At 63.8% G+C, this 20,984-nt stretch carries 21 protein-coding genes; 10 read left to right on the top strand and 11 right to left on the bottom strand.

What is annotated here, in order from left to right; genetic code table 11:
- Position 1 precedes the first annotated feature (1 nt).
- The gene (locus ACX1DW_RS14575; protein WP_458991746.1) at positions 2–619 is read left to right on the top strand and encodes a TPM domain-containing protein; all 618 of its coding nucleotides are present in this window, start codon (positions 2–4) and stop codon (positions 617–619) included.
- Between the two features lie 34 nt (positions 620–653).
- Here ACX1DW_RS14575 and ACX1DW_RS14570 read toward each other — a convergent pair whose 3' ends face one another.
- On the bottom strand, positions 654–2,630 hold the full coding sequence (locus ACX1DW_RS14570) for an AAA family ATPase (RefSeq protein WP_458991745.1): 1,977 nt from the start codon (positions 2,628–2,630) through the stop codon (positions 654–656).
- 490 nt (positions 2,631–3,120) lie between these two features.
- Here ACX1DW_RS14570 and ACX1DW_RS14565 point away from each other — a divergent pair, with 490 nt between their 5' ends.
- From ACX1DW_RS14565 to ACX1DW_RS14555, 3 genes are all read left to right on the top strand, one after another.
- The gene (locus tag ACX1DW_RS14565; protein ID WP_063539538.1) at positions 3,121–3,879 is read left to right on the top strand and encodes a substrate-binding periplasmic protein; all 759 of its coding nucleotides are present in this window, start codon (positions 3,121–3,123) and stop codon (positions 3,877–3,879) included.
- Positions 3,880–4,171: 292 nt separating this feature from the next.
- Entirely contained in the window at positions 4,172–4,630 is a 459-nt protein-coding gene (locus ACX1DW_RS14560; protein WP_063539539.1) for a FecR domain-containing protein, read from the top strand.
- Positions 4,627–5,187, top strand: coding sequence for an OmpA family protein (locus ACX1DW_RS14555; protein WP_458991744.1), 561 nt, complete (start codon positions 4,627–4,629; stop codon positions 5,185–5,187). The genes ACX1DW_RS14560 and ACX1DW_RS14555 overlap by 4 nt, the downstream gene beginning before the upstream one ends.
- 41 nt (positions 5,188–5,228) lie before the next feature.
- Here ACX1DW_RS14555 and ACX1DW_RS14550 read toward each other — a convergent pair whose 3' ends face one another.
- From ACX1DW_RS14550 to ACX1DW_RS14530, 5 genes are all read right to left on the bottom strand, one after another.
- Positions 5,229–5,609 carry a RidA family protein gene (locus ACX1DW_RS14550; RefSeq protein ID WP_063539541.1) on the bottom strand — a complete coding sequence of 127 codons (381 nt, stop codon included), beginning with the start codon at positions 5,607–5,609 and terminating at the stop codon, positions 5,229–5,231.
- A gap of 104 nt (positions 5,610–5,713) precedes the next feature.
- The gene (spoT, locus tag ACX1DW_RS14545; RefSeq protein ID WP_458991743.1) at positions 5,714–7,822 is read right to left on the bottom strand and encodes a bifunctional GTP diphosphokinase/guanosine-3',5'-bis pyrophosphate 3'-pyrophosphohydrolase; all 2,109 of its coding nucleotides are present in this window, start codon (positions 7,820–7,822) and stop codon (positions 5,714–5,716) included.
- A 57-nt stretch (positions 7,823–7,879) separates the two neighbouring features.
- Positions 7,880–8,143, bottom strand: a complete 264-nt coding sequence (rpoZ, locus tag ACX1DW_RS14540) for a DNA-directed RNA polymerase subunit omega (RefSeq protein ID WP_003295433.1) — start codon at positions 8,141–8,143, stop codon at positions 7,880–7,882.
- Between the two features lie 96 nt (positions 8,144–8,239).
- Positions 8,240–8,860 carry a guanylate kinase gene (gmk, locus tag ACX1DW_RS14535; RefSeq protein WP_063539543.1) on the bottom strand — a complete coding sequence of 207 codons (621 nt, stop codon included), beginning with the start codon at positions 8,858–8,860 and terminating at the stop codon, positions 8,240–8,242.
- A gap of 57 nt (positions 8,861–8,917) precedes the next feature.
- Positions 8,918–9,781 (bottom strand): YicC/YloC family endoribonuclease, encoded by an 864-nt coding sequence (locus ACX1DW_RS14530; protein ID WP_200600517.1) that lies wholly within the window; start codon positions 9,779–9,781, stop codon positions 8,918–8,920.
- Positions 9,782–9,929: 148 nt separating this feature from the next.
- Between ACX1DW_RS14530 and rph the strand changes: the two genes are divergently transcribed.
- Both rph and ACX1DW_RS14520 read left to right on the top strand, forming a co-directional pair.
- The gene (gene rph / locus ACX1DW_RS14525; RefSeq protein WP_200600515.1) at positions 9,930–10,652 is read left to right on the top strand and encodes a ribonuclease PH; all 723 of its coding nucleotides are present in this window, start codon (positions 9,930–9,932) and stop codon (positions 10,650–10,652) included.
- A gap of 17 nt (positions 10,653–10,669) precedes the next feature.
- On the top strand, positions 10,670–11,038 hold the full coding sequence (locus tag ACX1DW_RS14520) for a DUF4870 domain-containing protein (protein WP_063539546.1): 369 nt from the start codon (positions 10,670–10,672) through the stop codon (positions 11,036–11,038).
- Between the two features lie 76 nt (positions 11,039–11,114).
- Here the strand turns inward: ACX1DW_RS14520 and ACX1DW_RS14515 are convergent, their stop codons facing one another.
- Complete coding sequence (locus ACX1DW_RS14515) at positions 11,115–11,894, bottom strand: exodeoxyribonuclease III (protein ID WP_102839522.1); 780 nt, start codon at positions 11,892–11,894, stop codon at positions 11,115–11,117.
- A gap of 85 nt (positions 11,895–11,979) precedes the next feature.
- Here ACX1DW_RS14515 and pyrE point away from each other — a divergent pair, with 85 nt between their 5' ends.
- The 3 genes from pyrE to ACX1DW_RS14500 all read left to right on the top strand — a co-directional run bounded on the left by pyrE (position 11,980) and on the right by ACX1DW_RS14500 (position 14,914).
- Positions 11,980–12,621 (top strand): orotate phosphoribosyltransferase, encoded by a 642-nt coding sequence (gene pyrE, locus ACX1DW_RS14510; RefSeq protein WP_102839523.1) that lies wholly within the window; start codon positions 11,980–11,982, stop codon positions 12,619–12,621.
- 47 nt (positions 12,622–12,668) lie between these two features.
- Positions 12,669–13,235, top strand: coding sequence for a DUF4124 domain-containing protein (locus ACX1DW_RS14505; RefSeq protein WP_200601125.1), 567 nt, complete (start codon positions 12,669–12,671; stop codon positions 13,233–13,235).
- 203 nt (positions 13,236–13,438) lie between these two features.
- On the top strand, positions 13,439–14,914 hold the full coding sequence (locus ACX1DW_RS14500) for a DUF3360 family protein (protein ID WP_200600513.1): 1,476 nt from the start codon (positions 13,439–13,441) through the stop codon (positions 14,912–14,914).
- 56 nt (positions 14,915–14,970) lie between these two features.
- Here the strand turns inward: ACX1DW_RS14500 and argB are convergent, their stop codons facing one another.
- From argB to coaBC, 4 genes are read right to left on the bottom strand one after another with little or no spacing between them, the layout of a single operon-like run.
- Positions 14,971–15,873, bottom strand: coding sequence for an acetylglutamate kinase (argB, locus tag ACX1DW_RS14495; RefSeq protein ID WP_106442711.1), 903 nt, complete (start codon positions 15,871–15,873; stop codon positions 14,971–14,973).
- Between the two features lie 15 nt (positions 15,874–15,888).
- Positions 15,889–18,459 carry a phosphomannomutase/phosphoglucomutase gene (locus tag ACX1DW_RS14490; protein ID WP_325166759.1) on the bottom strand — a complete coding sequence of 857 codons (2,571 nt, stop codon included), beginning with the start codon at positions 18,457–18,459 and terminating at the stop codon, positions 15,889–15,891.
- A 44-nt stretch (positions 18,460–18,503) separates the two neighbouring features.
- Positions 18,504–18,959, bottom strand: coding sequence for a dUTP diphosphatase (dut, locus tag ACX1DW_RS14485; protein WP_200600511.1), 456 nt, complete (start codon positions 18,957–18,959; stop codon positions 18,504–18,506).
- 1 nt (position 18,960) lies between these two features.
- On the bottom strand, positions 18,961–20,169 hold the full coding sequence (gene coaBC, locus ACX1DW_RS14480; RefSeq protein WP_200600509.1) for a bifunctional phosphopantothenoylcysteine decarboxylase/phosphopantothenate--cysteine ligase CoaBC: 1,209 nt from the start codon (positions 20,167–20,169) through the stop codon (positions 18,961–18,963).
- A gap of 137 nt (positions 20,170–20,306) precedes the next feature.
- Here coaBC and radC point away from each other — a divergent pair, with 137 nt between their 5' ends.
- A complete protein-coding gene (gene radC / locus ACX1DW_RS14475) occupies positions 20,307–20,981 on the top strand; it encodes a RadC family protein (protein ID WP_200600507.1) in 675 nt (224 codons plus the stop codon).
- Positions 20,982–20,984 lie beyond the last annotated feature (3 nt).

Genomic DNA, 20,984 nt, shown 5'->3' with positions numbered 1-20,984 from the left:
GATGACCTTATTGAGCGAAAGCGAACTGCAACAGGTAGCTGAAGCGATCGAGCGCGTCGAGCGCAGCACCGATGCCGAGCTGGTCACGGTGCTGGCCACGCAGGCCGACGACTACCACTACATCCCGCTGCTCTGGGCTGGCCTGATCGCGCTGCTGTTACCCGGAGCGCTGCTGTTCTTCAGTGGCTGGCTTGGCGCATGGCAGCTGCTGCTGGTGCAGTGGGCGACCTTTATCGTGCTCGCGGTGCTGTTCCGCATGCCGGTGCTGACCAGCCACCTGATCCCGCGTTCGGTGCGCAACTGGCGCGCCTGCAACCTGGCACGGCGGCAGTTCATCGAGCTCAATCTGCATCACACCGACGGCGACACCGGCGTGTTGATCTTCGTCTCCGAGGCCGAGCGCTACGTGGAGATTCTGGTCGACCGCGGCATTTCCAGCCGAATCGACAATGCCGCCTGGGAGTCTGTCGTCGCCTGCTTCACCGAGCGGGTGAAGCAGGGCCAGGTGCTCGAAGGCTTCCTCGGCTGCATCGAGGCCAGCGGTGCGCTGCTGGCGCAGCACGTGCCGAAGACCCACGAACGCAACGAACTACCCAATCGCCTGGTGTTATTGCCCTGAGTGCACGGGTGTTGCCGAGGGGCCAGGCAGAGCTCTAGGCCATCCCGGGGCCTTCCGGCTCGGTAGTGTCCTTCGGCTCACCAGCGACGAGGTCGAACAGCGCCCCGGTGCCGTCGTCGAAGCCTGAGGCGGCGACGCGCTCGAGTCCGGAGACCGGGCCATGCCATGGCGAGATGCCGTGGCCACGGTCGGCAGGAATCGCGGCAACCGCAGCGAGCACTTCCTCACCCGGCACGGTCTCGCACTCGAGCAGGCGTTCAGTGATCTGGTCGAGCGCCGGCTTCAGGCGCTGTAGCAGAGCGAGGCACTCTTGATTGAGTTGCTGCAGTAGTTCATCGGCTGCTTCCAACGCTTCGCGCGGATCGCTGTCCAGGTGCGCGTCGCGCACGGCCTGCAGACTCAGCAGCGAGCCACGCGGCCCCATGCCGAGGGCACCGACCATGGAAAGGGCGATCTTCGAAGCTTCCTGCAGATCCTGCCCGGCACCGGACGATACTTCATGGAAATACAACTGCTCGGCACCACGGCCGGCCAGCAGCATCTGGATGCGATTGCGCAGTTCGGAATACATGTGCAGCCGCTTGTCTTCCACCGGCGTCACCAGGGTCACGCCCAGCGCCTGGCCGCGCGGCAGGATGGTGACCTTTTCCACTCGACCGACATTCAGCGCCGCGGCCACCAGCGCGTGGCCGGCTTCGTGCACGGCGATGCGCTTGCGGTCGGTGGCGGACATCGGCGTCACGCCGGAAGGCTGCTCGCCGATGCGGCAGGTTTCCACCGCATCGACGAAGTGCGCCATATCGACCTGTTTGGCACCCGCGCGTGCTGCCAGCAGCGCCGCATGGTTGACGATATAGGCGATGGCAGCCGGCGTGAGACCGACGGTACTGCGTGCCAGCTGCGGGAAGTCCAGATCGGTCGCCGCGCTGATCTTGCCGGCGTACAGGCGGAACAGCGCCTCACGGTCATCGAGGCCGGGCAGGGCGACGGCGATGGAGCGGTCGAAGCGGCCTTCGCGCACCAGCGCCGGATCGAGCGAATTGGGGAAGTTGGTGGCGCCCAGCACCAGCACGCCGCTGGCGCCGTCGAAGCCATCCATCTCGGCGAGGAACTGGTTGATGATGCGGTTGCTCTCGGCATCGCTGGAACGCTGCTGTTCGGCGCGCTTGCCGATGCCGTCGATCTCGTCGATGAAGATGATGCACGGCGCCTGCTTGCGTGCGGTACGGAACAGCGACTTGACCTTCTGGATGCCGACGCCGAAATACATCGAGGAGAAGTCGCTGCCGGTGACCTGGATGAAGCTGGCATTCGATTCGCTGGCCAGTGCCTTGGCCAGCTGAGTCTTTCCCGTACCGGGCTCGCCGGTCAGTAGCACACCCTTGGGTGGGCGCGCGCCTAGGCGTGCGTAGGCGGCCGGATTGCGCAGGTAGGCGGTGACGTCGCTGAGGGCCTGCTTGGCCTCCGCGGCACCGATCACGTCGGCGAAGGTCACGCCGCTGCCCTTGCGCTGGACCTCGAAGCTGCGCGTCTTCATGGCGAAGAAGATTGCCGCGCCGAGCAGCAGCAGGGCAATTGGCGAGTACGGCAGCAGGTAGGTGTAGAACGGCTTTTCCGCGTCGGTCTGGAACATGGCCAACGGGAACAGTTCGCCGCTGCCCTGCGCGTACTGCTCGAGCAGCAGCCCGGCGACGCGACCGGACTGATCCGGCACCCAGTAACGCAGGCCGTCGTGCAGGCTGACGTACACAGCGTCCTTACCCAGAGCGGCGCTGGCGATGTTGGCGCCACGCAGGTCATTCACCAGCACCGAGAGGTCGCGGCGATTGGCCTGCCAGGGATCGGTGGATTCCTGCAGGGCTTCGAGCATGCTCGCCGCCGCGCCAGTGGCTGGTGTCGACGGAGAGCCGGGCTGCAGCTGCCAATAGGTAATGCTAGCGGCGATCAGCAGGAGCAGAAAAATGGCGAGTACAGGGCCGCGACGACCTTGTAGCAGACGAGGTGTTTTCATTTCACATCCAGTCGGGTAGCCCCGACGTTTCGACAAACCACCGCCCGCAGGCGGACCACAGTTTTGCGGGAAGCCCCGCGGCGCCATTTGCATGGCGCGCCACAGTTCGGATGCGTTGGATGCGATTTATATGCCCGACTGTGTCTCGGGTCCGCAGACTCCGATAGCCGGCGAGAATACGGCAAGTGCCACCATGGGGGTGGCTACGCGACGAACGGCTCGCAGGTTTTCGACGAATGACCAGCGGCCAGGGGAACGAAAACTAGCGCCAAATGCCGTGCCTCCGCAGTAGCCCCTGCCTGGTGGAGCCGCCATCCGATGGCAGTACGCACGTAAGTGATCCGACGCAGAGAATGTCATGCCAGGCGCTGTTAGGGTTCATCGCCGCGCGGTCGCTTGTCACGAGCCGGGCGCAATAAGAACTGCCGACAGCCGCCCGGAATCGATGCCGGTGCGGCATAACGATGTCCGATCGACCCGAGATCTCAACATGCCGACCAACAAGAAATATTTTCGCTGCGCTTTCCTGGGCGCGCTGATTGCCCTCCTGCCATTTGCCTCCGCCAGTGCCGACGGGGAAACGATCAACCTGCTCACGCAAAACTTTCCACCCTTCAGCATGGCCGACGATGGCAAGAATTTCGCCAAGGAGGATGCGATCAGCGGCATCGACGCCGACGTGGTGGCCGCCCTGTTCAAGCGCGCGGACGTGCCCTACGCGATGACGCTGCGTTTCCCGTGGAGCCGCCTGCAAAAACTGGCCGAGAAGACCCCAGGCTTCGCCGTGTTCTCCCTCAGTCGTACCCCCGAGCGCGAGCCCAAGTACAAGTGGGTCGGTCCGCTCAGCGAGATTCAGATCGTGCTGCTCAAGACCCCGGAAAGCCAGGTTCAGGTCTCCAGCCTGGAAGATGCCAGGCAGTATCGAATCGGCTCGAAGGATGGCAGCGTGGGCAGTCAGTACCTGATCAACCGCGGCATCGAGGTGCAGAGCTCGCTGATCGATACGCCGGCCAAGCTGAAGGCCGGCCAGTTCGATCTGTGGGCGACCACCAACCCCTCCGGCGAATACGAGGCGAAGCAGGCTGGCGTCGGCCCGCTGGTCGTGGCGCTGACACTGAGCAGGGTCGATCTCTACCTGGCGCTGAACAAGGAAACGCCGGATGCGGTCGTCGAGAAACTGCAGCGAACACTCGACCAGATGAAACAGGAGGGGTTGCTGCAACAGGCAGGGCAGCGTTACCTGAACTGATGGCGTTCCATGCCTCCATGGGGACGGGTGATCGTCCCCCGAGGTTCTTTGCACGGCCCGATCTGCCTCTCGAATCGAAACATGAACGAGCCGTGCCTGTGCGGCCTTCGGCTGCGCGGGCCGCCGCAGCGAGAGCCGGTTCGCGCTGACTCGCAGATGCCATCCGCCTGGCCCAGCTCCACCAGTAAATCACCGGAAAACGAAACGGCAGGGGATTTTTTGCCGGTTTGGACTGCCTTAGCTCAGTGGAGCGGGATCGCTCCAACCGCATTCCTGACGATTCGAGAATTCGATGATTTGCTTCAACAACATGCAGCGTGCCCTCTATCTGGCCGCTGCAGCCTTGATTGCGCCTGCCTTTGCCGAAAAGCTGCCCGAACCGGTCGGGCATGTGGCGCGGGTGGAAGGTCCTGCGTATGTCAGCAGTCGCGGCTATACCAACGCGGCCAAGGTCGGTCAGGCGATCGTGCCCGGGGTGGCATTGAGTACCGGCGCCACGGGTAGGCTTGGTGTGATCCTCGACGATGGCAGCGTGTTGTCGTTCGGCCCGCATAGCGAATTCACGCTTGATGAGTTCCGCTTCGCTCCAGCCGCTGGCGACCTCCAACTGCGTGCCATGCTCGCTCGGGGATCTCTGAATCTGATTGCCGGCGACATGGCGCGGCTCGATCCCGACGCGGTGGCCATCGATACCCCACAGGGGCTTGTGCGGGTGCATGGAGGCCAGCTGCTGATGAAGGTGAACGAATGAAGCGGCACGCTCTGCTCATGGCGCTGCTGACGCTTGCTGGTTGCGCGCAGCACTCGTACGTCATGCTGGCCGATGGGGTACCGGGTGGTGTGGTGCTGGGTGACGAGGGGCAGCGCCTGCTCGAGGCGCCGGGCCAGGGCATGACGATTGCCGGGACTGGTCCAGCGTTTGTGGTCAGCGACATGCGCCGCGGCCGTGATTTCGGCGAAGCCTTGTCCGCGCAGCCGGCCCTGCCGGAGCGTTTCGTCATTCAGTCGGGAGCCTCGGGGCTGGACGGTGCCGCCAAGCAGGTCGTGGACGAGGTATTGCAGGCGGCGCTGCGCCGCGATTACCCGGTGGTCACGGTGATCGGCCATACCGATACGCTGGGGCATCGGGCCACGAACGAGCAGGTCGGCCTGCGCCGCGCCCAGGCTGTCGCCGAACTACTGAGCGCGCGGGGGCTGGAGGCCATGGAGCTGCGGGTTACGTCCCACGGCGAGGGGAATCTGCTGGTGGTGACACCGGATGCCACCGCCGAGCCGCGCAATCGGCGGGTCGAGGTGCTGGTGCGCTGATGAGCAGCGGCGCGGCACAGGGCCGCGCCGGCTGCAGCGGATCAGTCGATGACCAGGATCGCGTCCATTTCGACCTGCGCGCCTTTCGGCAGCGCGGCGACGCCGATGGCTGCGCGCGCCGGGTACGGCTGCTGGCAGTAACGGCTCATCACCTCGTTGACGGTGGCGAAATTGCCGAGGTCGGTGAGGAAGATGTTGAGCTTGACGATGTCCTTCAGCGAGCCGCCTGCGGCCTCGGCCACCGCCTTGAGGTTCTCGAACACCTGCACGGCCTGCGCCTCGAAACCCTCCACCAGCTCCATGGTCTTGGGATCCAGCGGGATCTGTCCGGACAGGTAGACGGTGTTGCCGGTTTTGATGGCCTGGGAGTAGGTGCCGATGGCGGCCGGGGCCTTGTCGGTGTTGATCACGGTCTTGCTCATGGAAACTCCTCTGCGAATTGGGCAACGGGTAGCCAGCATAATGGCTGGCGCCGGCAGCGGCCAGCCGGGGCGTGATGCAGACAGGTCGGAGTCGACGGGGGAGGTCAGGCTTTGACGCGGGTGATGCGCGTCACGCCCTTGATGGTGCGCAGTTTCTTGATCACGCGGGCCAGATGCACGCGGTCATGCACGCTGACCACCAGCTGGACCACGCTGATGCGGCCGTCTCGCTCGTCCATGCCGATCTTCTCGATGTTGCCGTCGGCGGCATTGACGCTGCCGGCGAGCAGGGCGATCAGGCCGCGCTGGTGCTCCAGCTCGACGCGCAGCTCGACGTTGAACTCGCCCGTGACGTCCTTGGACCAGGACAGCTGGATGCACTTGTCCGGATTGTGGCGGACGTCAGCGATGTTCCGACAGGTTTCCAGGTGCACCACCATGCCCTTGCCGGCCGACAGGTGACCGACGATTGGGTCGCCGGGAATCGGCGTGCAGCACTTGGCGTAGTTGAGTACCAGCCCTTCGGTACCTCGGATCGCCAGCGGCCCTTCGAGGGCCGGTGCCTGCTCGTCGTCCCGGGCAATCAGGCGGCGGGCGATGACGTAGGCCATGCGGTTGCCCAGGCCGATGTCTTCCAGCAGGTCCTCGACGTATTCCATGTGGTACTCGGCAAGCACCTGCTGGATACGCTCGGGGCTGATCTTGTCGAGGCTCGTCTCGAAACCGCTGAGGGCCTTGCTCAGCAGCCGCTCGCCGAGGTTGATGGACTCCGAGCGGCGCTGCAGCTTGAGCGCATGGCGAATGTGCGTGCGCGCCTTGCCGGTGACGACGAAATTCAGCCACGCGGGATTCGGCCGTGCACCCGGCGCGGTGACGATTTCCACCGTCGAGCCGCTTTCCAGTGGCTGCGACAGCGGTGCCAGGCGACGGTTGACGCGGCAGGCGATGCAGGTGTTGCCGACATCGGTGTGCACCGCGTAGGCGAAGTCGACGGCGGTGGAACCCTTGGGCATCTCCATGATGCGGCCCTTGGGGGTGAAGACGTAGACCTCGTCGGGGAACAGGTCGATCTTCACGCTCTCGATGAATTCCAGCGAGTTGCCGGCACGCTGCTGCAGTTCCAGTACGCCCTTGACCCACTGACGGGCGCGAGCATGGGTACCTTTGGGCACCTCGTCCTCGGGGGACTTATACAACCAGTGTGCGGCGATGCCGTTGTTGGCCATCTCTTCCATCTCGCGGGTGCGGATCTGGATTTCGATGGGCACGCCGTGCATGCCGAACAGGGTGGTGTGCAGCGACTGGTAGCCGTTGGCCTTGGGAATCGCGATGTAGTCCTTGAATCGCCCTGGCAGGGGCTTGTACAGGCTGTGCACGGCGCCGAGCACGCGATAGCACGTATCGACCTTGTCCACCACGATGCGGAAGGCGTAGACATCCATGATCTCGTGGAAGGCTTTCCGCTTGCCGCGCATCTTCTTGTAGATGCTGTACAGGTGCTTCTCGCGGCCCAGTACGTCGCCTTCCAGACCTTCGCGCTCGAGGCAGTGGATCAACGACTGTTCGATCTTCTCGACGATCTCGTTGCGGTTGCCGCGGGCGCGGCGTACGGCGGCGCGGATGCGCTCCGAACGCATCGGGTGCATGGCCTTGAAGCCGAGATCCTCGAACTCCACGCGCATCGTGTGCATACCGAGGCGATTGGCAATCGGTGCGTAGATTTCCAGGGTTTCCTTGGCGATGCGTCGACGCTTTTCGCCGGCCAGCACTTCCAGGGTGCGCATGTTGTGTAGACGGTCGGCGAGCTTGACCAGGATCACGCGGATGTCGCGGGCCATGGCCATGGCCATCTTCTGGAAGTTCTCGGCCTGGGCCTCGGCCTTCGTCTCGAAGTTCATCTGGGTCAGCTTGCTGACCCCATCGACGAGCTCGGCCACGGTTTCGCCGAACTGGGCGACCAGGGCTTCCTTGGGAATACCGGTGTCCTCGATGACGTCGTGCAGCATCGCGGCCATCAGGCTCTGATGGTCCATGTGCATGTCGGCGAGGATGTTGGCTACCGCGAGGGGGTGGGAGACGTAGGCTTCACCGCTGCGCCGGCGCTGCCCGTCGTGGGCCTGCTCGGCATAGAAATAGGCTCGGCGAACCAGGTTGACCTGGTCCGGGCCGAGATAGGTCGACAGGCGATCCGCGAGTGCGTCTATGGCTGGCAAGGTAGTGCTCCTTGCCGGCGGGCGATGTGATCGGCTCGACTTCGACCTGGCATTTAATCAGATGGCCTCGTTCGGCTCTTCCTCGTACTGGGTGAAGAGCGGTTCGTCATCAACGATTTCGTCCTGTGCGATGACATCGTAATCGACCAGGCCGGAAGCGATTTCGCGTAGCGCGACAACGGTCGGCTTGTCGTTCTCCCAGGCCACTTTCGGCTCCTTGCCGCCGGTCGCCAGTTGACGTGCGCGCTTGGTGGCAAGCATGACCAGCTCGAAGCGGTTATCAACGTTGTCCAGGCAGTCTTCAACGGTAACGCGGGCCATGGTGTTCCTCGTGATCAGTAACGGTAGAGCATGCCCGGATGGGCGAGCGGACGGATTAGTCTAAAAAATCACCAGCCTTAATGGAAGCGCTGTTTCTCAGGCCAGCAGCTCGCTGAGCAGTCGTGCGTGGCGCTGCTGCTGGGATTGCTGCTTGAGCTGGTTGGCGCGGAAGATCGACTGCAGGTCGACCAGCGCGTGGGCGAAGTCGTCATTGATCACCAGGTAGTCGTACTCGACGTAATGGCTCATCTCGCTGACTGCTTCGCGCATGCGCTTTTCGATGATCTCGTCGCTGTCCTGGCCGCGGTTGTTGAGGCGCTGGCGCAGAGCTTCCTGGGTCGGCGGCAGGATGAAGATCGACTTGGCTTGCGGCATCAGCCGGCGCACCTGCTGGGCACCCTGCCAGTCGATTTCCAGGATCAGGTCGAAGCCCTCGGCCAGGGTCTGCTCCAGCCAGCGCTGCGAGGTACCGTAGAGGTTGCCGAACACTTCGGCATGTTCTAGGAACTCGTCGCGCTCCAGGCGCTCGAGAAAATCCTCGCGGCTGACGAAGTGGTAGTTCACGCCGTCGACCTCGCCCGGACGCATGGCGCGAGTCGTGTGCGAAACCGACACCCGCACCTGCGGTTGTGCGTCGACCAGGGCCTTGACCAGACTGGTCTTGCCGGCCCCGGAAGGCGCGGACACGATGTAAAGCGTACCGGTGGTGGCGGACATGACGGGTTCCTGGAAAGCCTGTGGGACAAAAGTAGACCAGCCGCTAGGCAGCTGGGGTTATTCGATGTTCTGCACCTGTTCGCGCATCTGCTCGATCAGAACCTTGAGGTTCACCGCGGCCTGGGTGCTGCGCGGGTCGAAGGCTTTCGAACCGAGGGTGTTGGCCTCGCGGTTGAGTTCCTGCATGAGGAAATCAAGGCGGCGCCCGGCGGCGCCACCGGCCTTGAGCACGCGTTGAACTTCGCCGACGTGGGTGCTCAGACGGTCGAGTTCTTCGGCCACGTCACTCTTCTGTGCGAGCAGGACCATCTCCTGCTCGAGGCGTTGCGGGTCCAGCTCGGCAGCCATCTCGTTGAAACGGTCGAGGATCTTCTGGCGCTGGGCGGCGAGCATCTGTGGCACTTGCTCACGCAGCGTGGCGACTTCCGCGAGGATGCTGTCCAGGCGCTCCTCGAGCAGCTTGGCGAGCTCCGCGCCCTCGCGCCGACGGCCTTCCTTGAGCTGCTCCAGAGCCTTGTGGAACAGCTCCAGTGCGCTCTGGTTGAGTGCTTGCGGGTCGGCCGCATCGGCGACCAGCACGCCCGGCCAGCCGAGCACCTGCAGCGGATCGATAGCGGCCGGCTGGCGAATCAGGGCGGCAACGCTTTCGGCGGCGGCGATCAACTGGCTGGCGCGCTCCTGGTCAACCTGCAGGCTGCTGCGCTGGCTTTCCTCGGCGAAGCGCAGCGTGCACTCCACTTTGCCGCGCGAGAGGCCCTTGCGCAGCGCATCGCGCACCTGACCTTCAAGATCGCGGAACGCCTCAGGCAGGCGCAGGTGTGGTTCCAGATAACGGTGATTGACCGAGCGGATTTCCCAGCTGAGGGTGCCATGGGTGCCGGCCTGCTCGCTGCGGGCAAAGGCCGTCATGCTGTGGACCATTGGATAACCTCTCGGATGCGGACTGCGAAAGGCGGAAGATTGTAATGGAAACCGGCCATCGCTGCAGTGACGGCCGGACGGTTGCGACCCTTTCCCGGCCAGGGGCTCTATAATGCCGCTCACATTCTTTATCTAGCAGGACCTATCCATGAAGCGACCCAGTGGCCGTGCCGCCGATCAGCTGCGCTCGATCCGCATCACTCGTAACTACACCAAGCATGCAGAGGGCTCGGTGCTGGTCGAGTTTGGCGATACCAAGGTGATCTGCACGGCGAGCATCGAGGCCGGCGTGCCGCGCTTCCTCAAGGGCCAGGGCCAGGGATGGTTGACTGCCGAGTACGGCATGCTGCCGCGTTCGACTGGTGAGCGGAACCAACGCGAAGCCGCACGGGGCAAACAGGGTGGACGCACGCTGGAAATCCAGCGTCTGATCGGGCGCTCGCTGCGGGCCGCGCTGGACATGAGCAAGCTGGGCGAGAACACGCTGTTCATTGACTGCGACGTGATTCAGGCCGATGGCGGTACTCGCACAGCCTCGATCACTGGCGGCATGGTCGCGCTGATCGACGCCCTGAAGGTCCTGAAAAAGCGTGGTGGTCTGAAGGGTGGCGATCCGGTCAAGCAGATGATCGCAGCCGTTTCGGTCGGTATCTACCAGGGTGCGCCAGTGCTGGACCTGGATTATCTGGAAGACTCTGCCGCCGAGACCGACCTGAATGTGGTGATGACCGATGCCGGCGGTTTCATCGAGGTTCAGGGCACTGCCGAGGGTGCGCCGTTCCATGCTGATGAGCTCAATGCCATGCTCGCACTGGCCCACGAAGGCATGCGCCAGTTGTTCGACCTGCAGCGCGCGGCGCTGGCGGACTGAGAAAGAGGTAGCGCGGAATGAGCGATCAGGATCTCGTGCCGTTGCCCAGCCGCGAAGCGCGCCAGTGGGCAATGTTCTGTCATTATTCGGCGTTCTTCTGGTTCCTGGCGCCGATGATCGGCAACGTGCTTGGCCCGCTGATCGTCTGGCAGTTGAAGAAGGACATGGATCCCTACGTCGACCAGCAGGGCAAGGAGGCGTTGAATTTTCAACTGACCTTCAGCATTGCGATGATGATCTGCGGCGTGCTGGCCTGGATCCTCATCGGCTTCCCGCTGATGGTGCTGGTGAGCGTCGTGGCGCTGGTGCTGGTGGTGATCGCCGGCATCCGCGCCAACGAGGGCAAGCCCTACCGTTATCCGTTCTGCTGGCGGCTCGTCAAATAGGCCGGCTTCGATCTTCAGTTGACCGCTGAGCGGCGACCGGCCATCTCCGCGCCGGTCGCCCTTGCGAGTCGCGAGCTTACAGGCTGAGCGTCCAGTCGTAATCGGCGATCAGCGGTGCGTGCTGGGAGAAGCGTGGCTGACGTGGCAAGCGGGCGCTGCGGACGAAGCGGCGAAGGCCCGAGGTCAGGATCTGGTAATCAAAGCGCCAGCCGAGGTTGAGCATCTCCGCTTGCTCCGTGTCCGGCCACCAGCTGAACAGATCGCCTTCGCGATTCACTTCGCGCAAGGCGTCGACGTAGCCCATGTTGCCGAAGATCTCATCGAGCCAGGCACGTTCGGGCGCGAGGAAGCCCGGATCCTGCTGGCAGTCGCGCCAGTTCTTCACATCGATCTTCTGGTGCGCGACGTACAGTGAGCCGCAATAGATGTACTCGCGACGCTTGCGGCGCTGCTTGTCCAGATAGCGGGCAAAATCGTCCATGAACTTGAGCTTGTGATTCAAATTGGCGTCGCCACCCTGACCGGACGGCACCAGCAGGCTGGCAATGCTGACCTTGTCGAAGTCAGCCTGCAGGTAACGGCCGTAGCGGTCCACGGTTTCGAAGCCCAGTCCGGTGATCACTGCTTTTGGCTGCAATCTGGAGTAAAGCGCCACGCCGCCCTGTTCCGGAATCTCGGCATCGCAGGCGTAGAGGAAATAACCGTCCAGCTGATAGGCCGGGTCGTCGAGTTCCAAGGCAGAGGCGCGGGTATCCTGCAGGCAGATGACATCGGCATTCTGCGCCTGCAGCCAGCTGAGCAATCCCCGCTGCGCCGCCGCTTGAATGCCATTCACGTTGACGCTGATGATCCGCATAAATGGCCCCTAAAAACACGTGCGTGTATGATAACCCAAGCTCTTCGCAATTAGCTAAAACAGTGGTTTTCCGGGAAATTTCTTCATGCAGGCGTACCAGCGCGAATTCATCCGCTTCGCCATCGAGCGCGGCGTACTGCGTTTCGGTGAGTTCACTCTCAAGTCGGGACGTACCAGCCCTTACTTCTTCAATGCCGGTTTGTTCAACAGTGGCGGTGCGCTCGCCCAGCTCGGACGCTTCTATGCCTCGGCCGTGATGCAGAGCGGTCTGGATTTTGATGTCATTTTCGGCCCTGCTTACAAAGGCATCCCACTCGGCGCCGCGACCGCCATCGCCTTGGCCGAGCAGCACCAGCGCGACGTGCCCTGGTGCTTCAACCGCAAGGAAGCCAAGGATCACGGCGAGGGGGGCACCCTGGTCGGTGCGCCGTTGGCCGGGCGCGTGCTGATCGTCGATGATGTGATCACCGCTGGCACCGCCATCCGTGAAGTTATGCAGATCATCCAGGCGCAGAACGCCGAGGCAGCTGGGGTGCTCATCGCCCTTAATCGTCAGGAAAGAGGGCAGGGGCAGCTGTCCGCGATTCAGGAAGTTGAACGTGATTATCGAATGCCGGTGATCAGTATTGTGTCCCTGGAGCAGGTGCTGGAATATCTGGCCGACGACGCTCAGCTGAAACAGTACCTGCCTGCGGTGCAGGCTTATCGCGAGCAGTATGGAATCTGACCCAGGATAGGTAGTCCGCCATGCATAGATTGGTAGCCGCTCGAACGATGCTTCTGTTGGGATTCATATCTCCCGCTTTGCTTCCGGCTGCCGAGCTATATCGTTACGTCGATGAGCGGGGTGTGGTCGTGCTCGATCGCCATGGCGTGCCGCCGCAGCATATCTCGCGCGGTTATCAGGTGCTCAATGAGCAGGGGCGCGTAGTTCGCGAAGTGCCTCCAGCCCCGAGCGCGGAAGAGTTCGCCCGGCTGCAGGCAAAGAAGGCGCGCGATGCGTCCGACGCGCAGCTGCTACGGCTCTATGCGAGCGTGGAGGATGTGGAGCGAGCCGAGGCGCGCAAACTGGCTGAGCTCGACAGTGTAATCGGCTTGTCCCAGGGCAATCTGCAGTCGATCCGCAGTCAGCATGCGAGTCTACGCAAGCAGGCGGCGAACCACGAGCGGGCGGGGCGCAAGGTTCCGGAGAACCTGCTGGCACAGATCGAAAACCTCGAGAAGGAAGAGCAGAGCCTGCTGCGTGATCTTGCGCGTTTCGAGAAAACGCGTGCCGAGGCGGAGGTCAACTTCGCTCAGGATCGGCAGCGCATCGCCGAGCTGCTTGGTCAGAACCCGTAAGCGCGTCGACTCGCGCTCCATCCCGAAAGTTCTAGCTGAAAGCGATCTGCCTGCGCCAATGGCTATTAGCCACTTTTGCGTGCCGATGCATAGCTTGCTTATTATCATAAAAGACCGCTCTAACTCAATAGTTTCAAGGTCGTGGTGAGTTGTTCGAGGTCAATCTGTACCGTTGCGCAAAATTTTCGGTATGGCTGACTAGCATGAATGATAGGAACCTACGCAGTTATCAGGAGCTTCACAAGCCGAAGGGAAATTTCGCGACTCGCACTGAATATCTGGAGCACGAACTGGAGATCATGGCGCCGAAACGCTGGGGCATAAACCTGCCGTTTCGCGACTACCGCTTCGAGTACGAGGATTGGGTGCCGGCCATGGCGGCCACCATCGGCAAGATCGTCATGGTGGCGGCGGTCGTTGCGGCTTTTGCCGGGCCGATGGGGCTGTCCAGCGAGTTCGTGATCGAGAATGCGCGTTACGAGATGCTGATTGCCGCGTTGCTCTTCGTGGTGCTGTTCTCGGGGTTTCTCAACCCAACCGCCAACCTGGCTGGCACTCATGGGCCGCTGATTCCGCTGATCCCGCTGATCGTCGCCTCGGGCGGGCATCCGATGGCGCTGGGGATCATGGTCGGTGTGCTCGGCTTTACCCTCGGCGTGTTCAAGGGTGGCAGCCTGCTGGCGCGTCTGACCAGTGATGGTGTTTGCGGTGGTCTGCTGCTCTACCTGGGCTTCATCGGCATCACCTCGCAGATCAAGAAGTTGTTCGGCTGGGCTGACAGCTTCGATATGGGCTACATCGCCTTCGTCGTGGTGTTCGCCACCATCGTCATGTACGCCTATCTCGAACACATCCGCATGCGCTGGCTGGCGATTCCGCTGGGTTCGGCGTTGGCCGCGGTGATCGCCTTGGCATTGGGCGCGCCGTTCGAATTCACCACTGAGCCGGGTGTGCCCAACCTGAACCCGATGTACTGGTGGGGGGAGACTACCGGCTGGCAGATCGGTCTACCGGATCTGCACCATTTCATCGCCGTCGCGCCCTTCGCCGTGCTGGCGGTGGCCATGTGGTCGCCGGACTTCCTCGGGCATCGCGTGTTCCAACAGCTCAACTATCCGCCCAAGGCGAAGAAAGTGCTGATGAACATCGACGACACCATGTGCGTCGCAGCGGCGCGGCAGATCGTCGGCACCTCCCTGGGTGGCGGCAACCTGGCTTCATCTTGGGGCACTTTCATGGTCCCGGCGGCCATCGCCAAGCGTCCGATCCCCGCAGGTGCGCTGCTCACCGGCCTGCTCTGCGTCATCGCGGCGCTGTGGGGCTATCCGATGGATCTGGCCATCTGGCCGCCGGTGCTCAGTGTGGCGCTGATGGTCGGGGTGTTCCTGCCACTATTGGAGGCGGGCATGCAGATGACCCGCGAGGGCAAGACCTCGCAGTCGGCGGCCATCGTCATCTTCTCCTCGGCCCTGGTCAATCCGGTGTTCGGCTGGTCGCTGACGGTGCTGCTGGATAATCTCGGGCTGATCGGTGACAAGGAGCGCGGTCAGTCACTGAGCCATCTGCACCGCTGGGTGATTCCGACGATCGTGTTCATCGTGCTGTGCGCGGTGATGCTGGGCATCGGCATGTTTCCGGGCATTCCGGCGATGCTCGAATCGTTCCGCATCGATCTCTGAGGTTCTAGCGCACACGAAAAAGGGGAGCCTGGGCTCCCCTTTTTCGTGTACGGGTATCAGCGCTGATTGTTGGTGATCAGCGTGCCGACGCCGACGTCGGTGAAGATTTCCAGCAACACCGCATTGGGCACGCGGCCGTCGATGATGTGGGCGCTGTTGACGCCCCCCTGCACCGCCTCCAGTGCACAGCGGATCTTCGGCAGCATGCCGCCGTAGATAGTGCCATCGGCGATCAGTGCGTCGACCTGGGCGGTGGACAGGCCGGTCAGCACGTTGCCCTGCTTGTCCATCAGGCCGGCGATGTTGGTCAGCAGCATCAGCTTCTCAGCCTTCAACGCCTCGGCCACCTTGCCGGCAACCAGGTCGGCGTTGATGTTGTACGACTCGCCGTTCTCACCCACGCCGATCGGCGCGATGACCGGGATGAAGTTTCCCTGCACCAGCATCTCCAGCAGCTCGGCATTGACCCCGGTGACCTCGCCGACATGGCCGATGTCGATGATTTCCGGCTTGGTCATTTCCGGTGTCTGGCGGGTGGCCTTGAGCTTTTTGGCGCGGATCAGGCCGGCATCCTTGCCGGTCAGGCCGATGGCGCTGCCGCCATGCTGGTTGATCAGGCTGACGATGCTCTTGTTGACCTGGCCGCCGAGGACCATCTCCACCACATCCATGGTCTGGCTGTCGGTGACCCGCATGCCGTCGATGAAGTGGCTTTCGATATTCAGGCGCTTGAGCAGGTCGCCGATCTGCGGACCACCGCCGTGCACCACCACCGGGTTGATGCCTACTGCCTTCATCAGCACGATGTCGCGGGCGAAGCCGGTCTTCAGCTCCTCGCTCTCCATCGCGTTGCCGCCGTACTTGATGACCAGCGTCTTGCCGACGAAGCGGCGGATGTAGGGCAGCGCCTCGGACAGTACCTTGGCGAATTGGGTGGCAGCTTCACGGCTGAGGGTCATGCAGGGCTCCGCAAATCAGAACGGCAGTTTGAGGTCGGGTGCAACGTTGAGCAGCTGTGCGCGGAAGACGTCCTGAATACGGCCGAGTTCTTCCTCGCTGTCGGCCTCGAAGCGCAGCACCAGAACCGGTGTGGTGTTCGAGGCGCGGATCAGGCCCCAGCCCTTGGGATAGTCGACCCGTACACCGTCGAGGGTGATCAGGTTGGCTTCGCCCCACTGAGCGTCACGTTGCAGGGCGTCCATGATGGTGAATTTGCTTTCCTCTGTCACCGTGATGTTGATCTCCGGCGTCGAGATATCGCCGGGGAAGGCGGCGAACACCTGTTCGGCGTCGCGCTTGTCCTGGCTGAGGATTTCCAGCAGGCGTGCGGCGCTGTAGATGCCATCGTCGAAGCCGAACCAGCGCTCCTTGAAGAAGATGTGACCGCTCATCTCCCCGGCCAACAGCGCGCCGGATTCCTTCATCTTCTTCTTGATCAGCGAATGGCCGGTCTTCCACATCACCGGGCGGCCGCCATAGCCGCTGATCAGCGGGGTCAGGCGGCGGGTGCATTTGACGTCGAAGATGATGTCGGCGCCTGGATTGCGCGAAACCACGTCCTTGGCGAACAGCATCAGCAGGCGGTCCGGGTAGATCATGGTGCCGGCGTTGGTCACCACGCCGACGCGGTCGCCGTCGCCGTCGAATGCCAGGCCGAGATCGGCCTTCTCGGATTTCACCCTGGCGATCAGGTCGACCAGGTTTTCCGGCTTGCCAGGATCGGGATGGTGATTGGGGAAGTTGCCATCGACCTCGCAGTACAGCGGGATCACCTTGCAACCCAGCGCCTCGATCAGCTGGGGCGCAATGACGCCGGCAACCCCGTTGCCGCAGTCGACCACCACCTTCATCGGCCGGGCCATGGCGATGTCGCCGCGGATCTGCTGGAAATAGCGCTCCAGCACATCGACCTGTTCGACCTTGCCGACACCGCTGGACAGGTCGTTGCTCTCGATCCGTTTGCGCAGTACCTGAATCTGTTCGTTGGCCAGGGTATCGCCGGCGATGACGATCTTGAAGCCGTTGTAGTCCGGCGGGTTGTGACTGCCGGTGAGCATCACCCCAGATTTGCCGGCGAGAATGTTGGCCGCGTAGTAGAGCACCGGGGTCGGCACCATGCCGATGTCGCTGACGTCGCAGCCGCTGTCGAGCAGGCCCTGGATCAAGTGCTGGACCAGCTCCGGGCCCGACAGGCGACCGTCGCGGCCAACCGAAACATTGGGCTCACCCTTGGCGAGGCTCTCGGACCCGATGGCGCGGCCGATCCAGTAGGCGGTTTCGGTGGTCAGGCTGTCGCCGACAACACCACGGATGTCGTAGGCGCGGAAGATACTGGCGGGCAAATTCGGGGCTTTGGCGCTGCTCATTGCGGTTTCTCGCTCCTTCGTGTCGAGGCCGAAGATGTCCTGGTCCTCGTCGAGAATGTCGATGTCGAGAATATCGGTCTCCGGCAGGGGCGGAGCGACGTACTCGGTAGGTTTGGCGGGCCGTACGGCGGGGGCCGCGGCAGGTGCCTGAGTCGGAGCCGATCCGGCGGGGCGGACGGGCAGTCGGACCATGTTCCTGGCCAGTGCGTCGAGGACCGGCAGGCTCAAGGCCGGTATTTGGATGGTCTTGCCCGTGGAGAGTTCCTGCAGCAGGCGACTGATCCGCAGCACGTCTTCGCGCAGCTTGCATTGCTGGCTGCCGAGCACCAGTTGCAGGCCGATCAGTACGCCGGCCAGTGCCAGCAGCGCCGCGGCGATCAGGTGCAGGGGCGTCAGCATGGCCGGCGCGGCCTCGCTGCCCGGAACGTAGCTCAGCGTCCAGTTGGAATTGCCGCTGGGCAGTGTCAGGGCCGTGGCATTGCCCGGGGTGCCGCGCTGCAGCAGTACTTGCTCCGGTGCGCCGGCGAACTGCTGGCTCAACCGCAGTTGCCCGGCTTCGTCGGGCAGCGTCGGGAGTGTCGACAGCAGGTGCTGGAGATCGCTGACCAGCAGCAGCGTGCCGCGAATCGCCTGCTGACCTTCGCCGCGCAGGGCGACGGCGCTGTACAGCAGCCAGCGGTTGTCGACCTTGTACGCTTCGGGGGCGGGCGCCTGACCGGCTTCCGCACGCTGCAGCAGATCGAGCGCGGCGAAGTTCAGCGGTCCCGGACGGCTGGTGTCGGGTACGGCGCGGCCGCGGACGTTCAGATGGGCGTCGACCACGCCGGGCAGGTCCAGCAGGCGCTGCTCGGCATCGCGTCGACGCTCACCGTCGCCACGCAGCGCGTCGACCAGCATCAGTCGCTCCGTCACCGCCTGGGTATCGCCCTGCAGCTGACGCAGCGCTTGCTGCAGCGCGCTGGCCTGGCTCTGGCCCCAGGCGCTGGCCAGCTGCGTCCGTTGCTCCTGCTCGGCATTCTGCAGGCCCAGCCAGAGCAGCGCTGCCGCTGCGCCGAGGCCGATCAGGCTGCTCGCCAGGCCACCGAGCAAGGGTTTGATGTTGATGCCGCTGCGCTTGCTGCGGGTCTCGGCCGGGTTCAGAACGCCTGAATCCTTGGCGGTGCGCTTGAAGAGTGCCATGAAGCTCCTCGAATCATCCTGAAAGGTAAGCGGTGCGCAGCGACTCAGTGGCTGCCGGAGTGTCCGAAGCCGCCAGCGCCGCGGTCGCTGCTGTCGAAGCTGTCGACCAGTTCGAAGCGAGCCTGGACCACCGGTACCAGCATCAGCTGCGCAATGCGCTCGCCGACAGCGATGGTGAAGGCGCTCTGGCCACGGTTCCAGCACGACACCATCAGCTCGCCTTGGTAATCCGAGTCGATCAGGCCGACCAGGTTGCCGAGCACGATGCCGTGCTTGTGGCCGAGGCCCGAGCGCGGCAGGATCAGGGCCGCGAGTCCCGGGTCGCCGATGTGGATGGCCAGGCCAGTGGGAATCAGCAGCGTCTGGCCCGGCTCAAGCACGGCGTCCTGCTGCAGCATGGCGCGTAGATCGAGACCGGCGGAGCCCGGTGTCGCATATTCGGGAAGGGGGAAGTCCTGGCCGAGGCGAGGGTCGAGAATCTTGGCTTGAAGTGCGTGCATGTCAGGACTCTTTGTAGCGGTCGGCGATAAAGGCCACCAGCGCGCGGGCGATATGTCCCTTGCTGGCCTGGCCGAAGCGGGTTTCGTGTTGCTGGCGGTCGATCACGCTGACGGCGTTGTCTTCGCTGTTGAAGCCGATGCTGGGGTTGGCCACGTCGTTGGCGACGATCAGGTCGAGGTTCTTGTCGCGCAGCTTGCGCGTGGCGTACGCCAGCAGATTCTCGGTTTCTGCGGCGAAACCGACGCAGAACGGACGGTCCGTGCGGCTGGCTAGCGTGGCGAGGATGTCCGGGTTGCGCACCATCTGCAGCAGCAGGCCATCGCCAGTGCTGGGGTCTTTCTTCAGTTTATGGGGGGCCACCACTTCCGGACGGTAATCGGCGACGGCTGCTGCGGCGATGAGGATGTCGCAGGGCATCGCCGCTTCGCAGGCCGCGAGCATGTCACGGGCACTGACGACGTCGATGCGCTGCACACGATCGGGAGTGGGCAGGAACACCGGGCCGGTCACCAGGGTGACCCGCGCGCCGGCTTCGGCAGCGGCCTCGGCGAGGGCGAAACCCATCTTTCCCGAGCTGTGGTTGGTGATGTAGCGCACCGGGTCGATGTTTTCCTGGGTGGGGCCGGCGGTGATCAGCAGGTGCCTGCCGGTCAGCATGCCGGTCTCGAAGCAGTCGGCGGCGGCGCGCGCCAGCTCCTCGGCTTCGAGCATGCGCCCCATGCCGATGTCGCCGCAGGCCTGGCTGCCGGAGCCGGGTCCGAACAGGCGAATGCCACGTGCCAGCAGCTGCTCACGATTGGCCTGGGTAGCGGGGTCGGCCCACATGGCCTGGTTCATGGCCGGTGCCAGGGCGACCGGGGCGTTGGTCGCCAGCACCACGGTGGTCAGCAGATCATTGGCGACGCCCTGAGCAAGGCGGGCCATGAGGTCGGCGGTGGCCGGCGCGATCAGCACGAGGTCTGCCCAGCGAGCCAGTTCGATGTGCCCCATGGCCGCTTCCGCCGCGGGGTCGAGCAGGTCCAGGTGGACGGGATGGCCGGAGAGCGCCTGCAGCGTGAGGGGGGTGATGAACTCGCGCCCGCCCTGGGTCATCACCACCCGGACTTCGGCGCCATGGTCGCGCAGGCGACGGACCAGTTCGGCGCTCTTGTAGGCGGCGATGCCGCCGCCGACGCCCAGGACGATGCGTTTACGATACAGCCGCTGCATAGGCCTGCCTTGTTATCTGGTAGGGATGTCCGGAGTGAGAACCAGGTCTGAAGTTGCCCGGTGCCCCGGAAAAATGACGGGCTAAGATAGCACAGCGCCCACAGCGGAAAAGTGGGCCTGCTCGACAGGGAGATGACATGAGCATACGTGACTGGCCGGCGTCGGAGCGGCCGCGGGAGAAGCTTCTCGAACAGGGCGCGGCGGCGCTTTCCGATGCCGAATTGCTGGCGATATTCCTGCGCACCGGCGTCGCTGGCAAGAGCGCGGTGGATCTGGCGCGCCACTTGCTCGCCGAGTTCGGCAGCCTGCGCGCGTTGCTGGAGGCGGATCTCGATCAGTTCAGCGCACACCTGGGGCTTGGGCCGGCCAAGTTCGCCCAGTTGCAGGCCGTGCTGGAGATGGCGCGCCGGCACCTGGCCGAACGGCTGCGCCGCGATTCGGCACTGGAATCGCCGCAGGCGGTACGCGATTACCTCAAGGCGCGCCTGCGCCACGAACCGCACGAGCTGTTCGGCTGCCTGTTTCTCGACGCCAAGCACCGGGTCCTGGCCTTCGAAGTGTTGTTCCACGGCACCATCGATGGCGCCAGCGTCTACCCGCGGCAGGTGGTCAAGCGCGCCCTGGCGCAGAACGCGGCGGCGGTGATCCTTACCCACAACCACCCGTCGGGCGTGGCCGAGCCGAGCCAGGCCGACCGCCAGCTGACCCAGCGGCTGAAAGACGCCCTGGCGCTGATCGACGTGCGGGTGCTCGATCATTTCATCGTCGGTGACGGCGAGCCGCTGTCGATGGCCGAATATGGCTGGATGTGAGCG

It is taken from the genome of Stutzerimonas sp. KH-1 (genome assembly GCF_054483855.1).
This window is presented reverse-complemented; position numbering and strand designations above follow the sequence as displayed.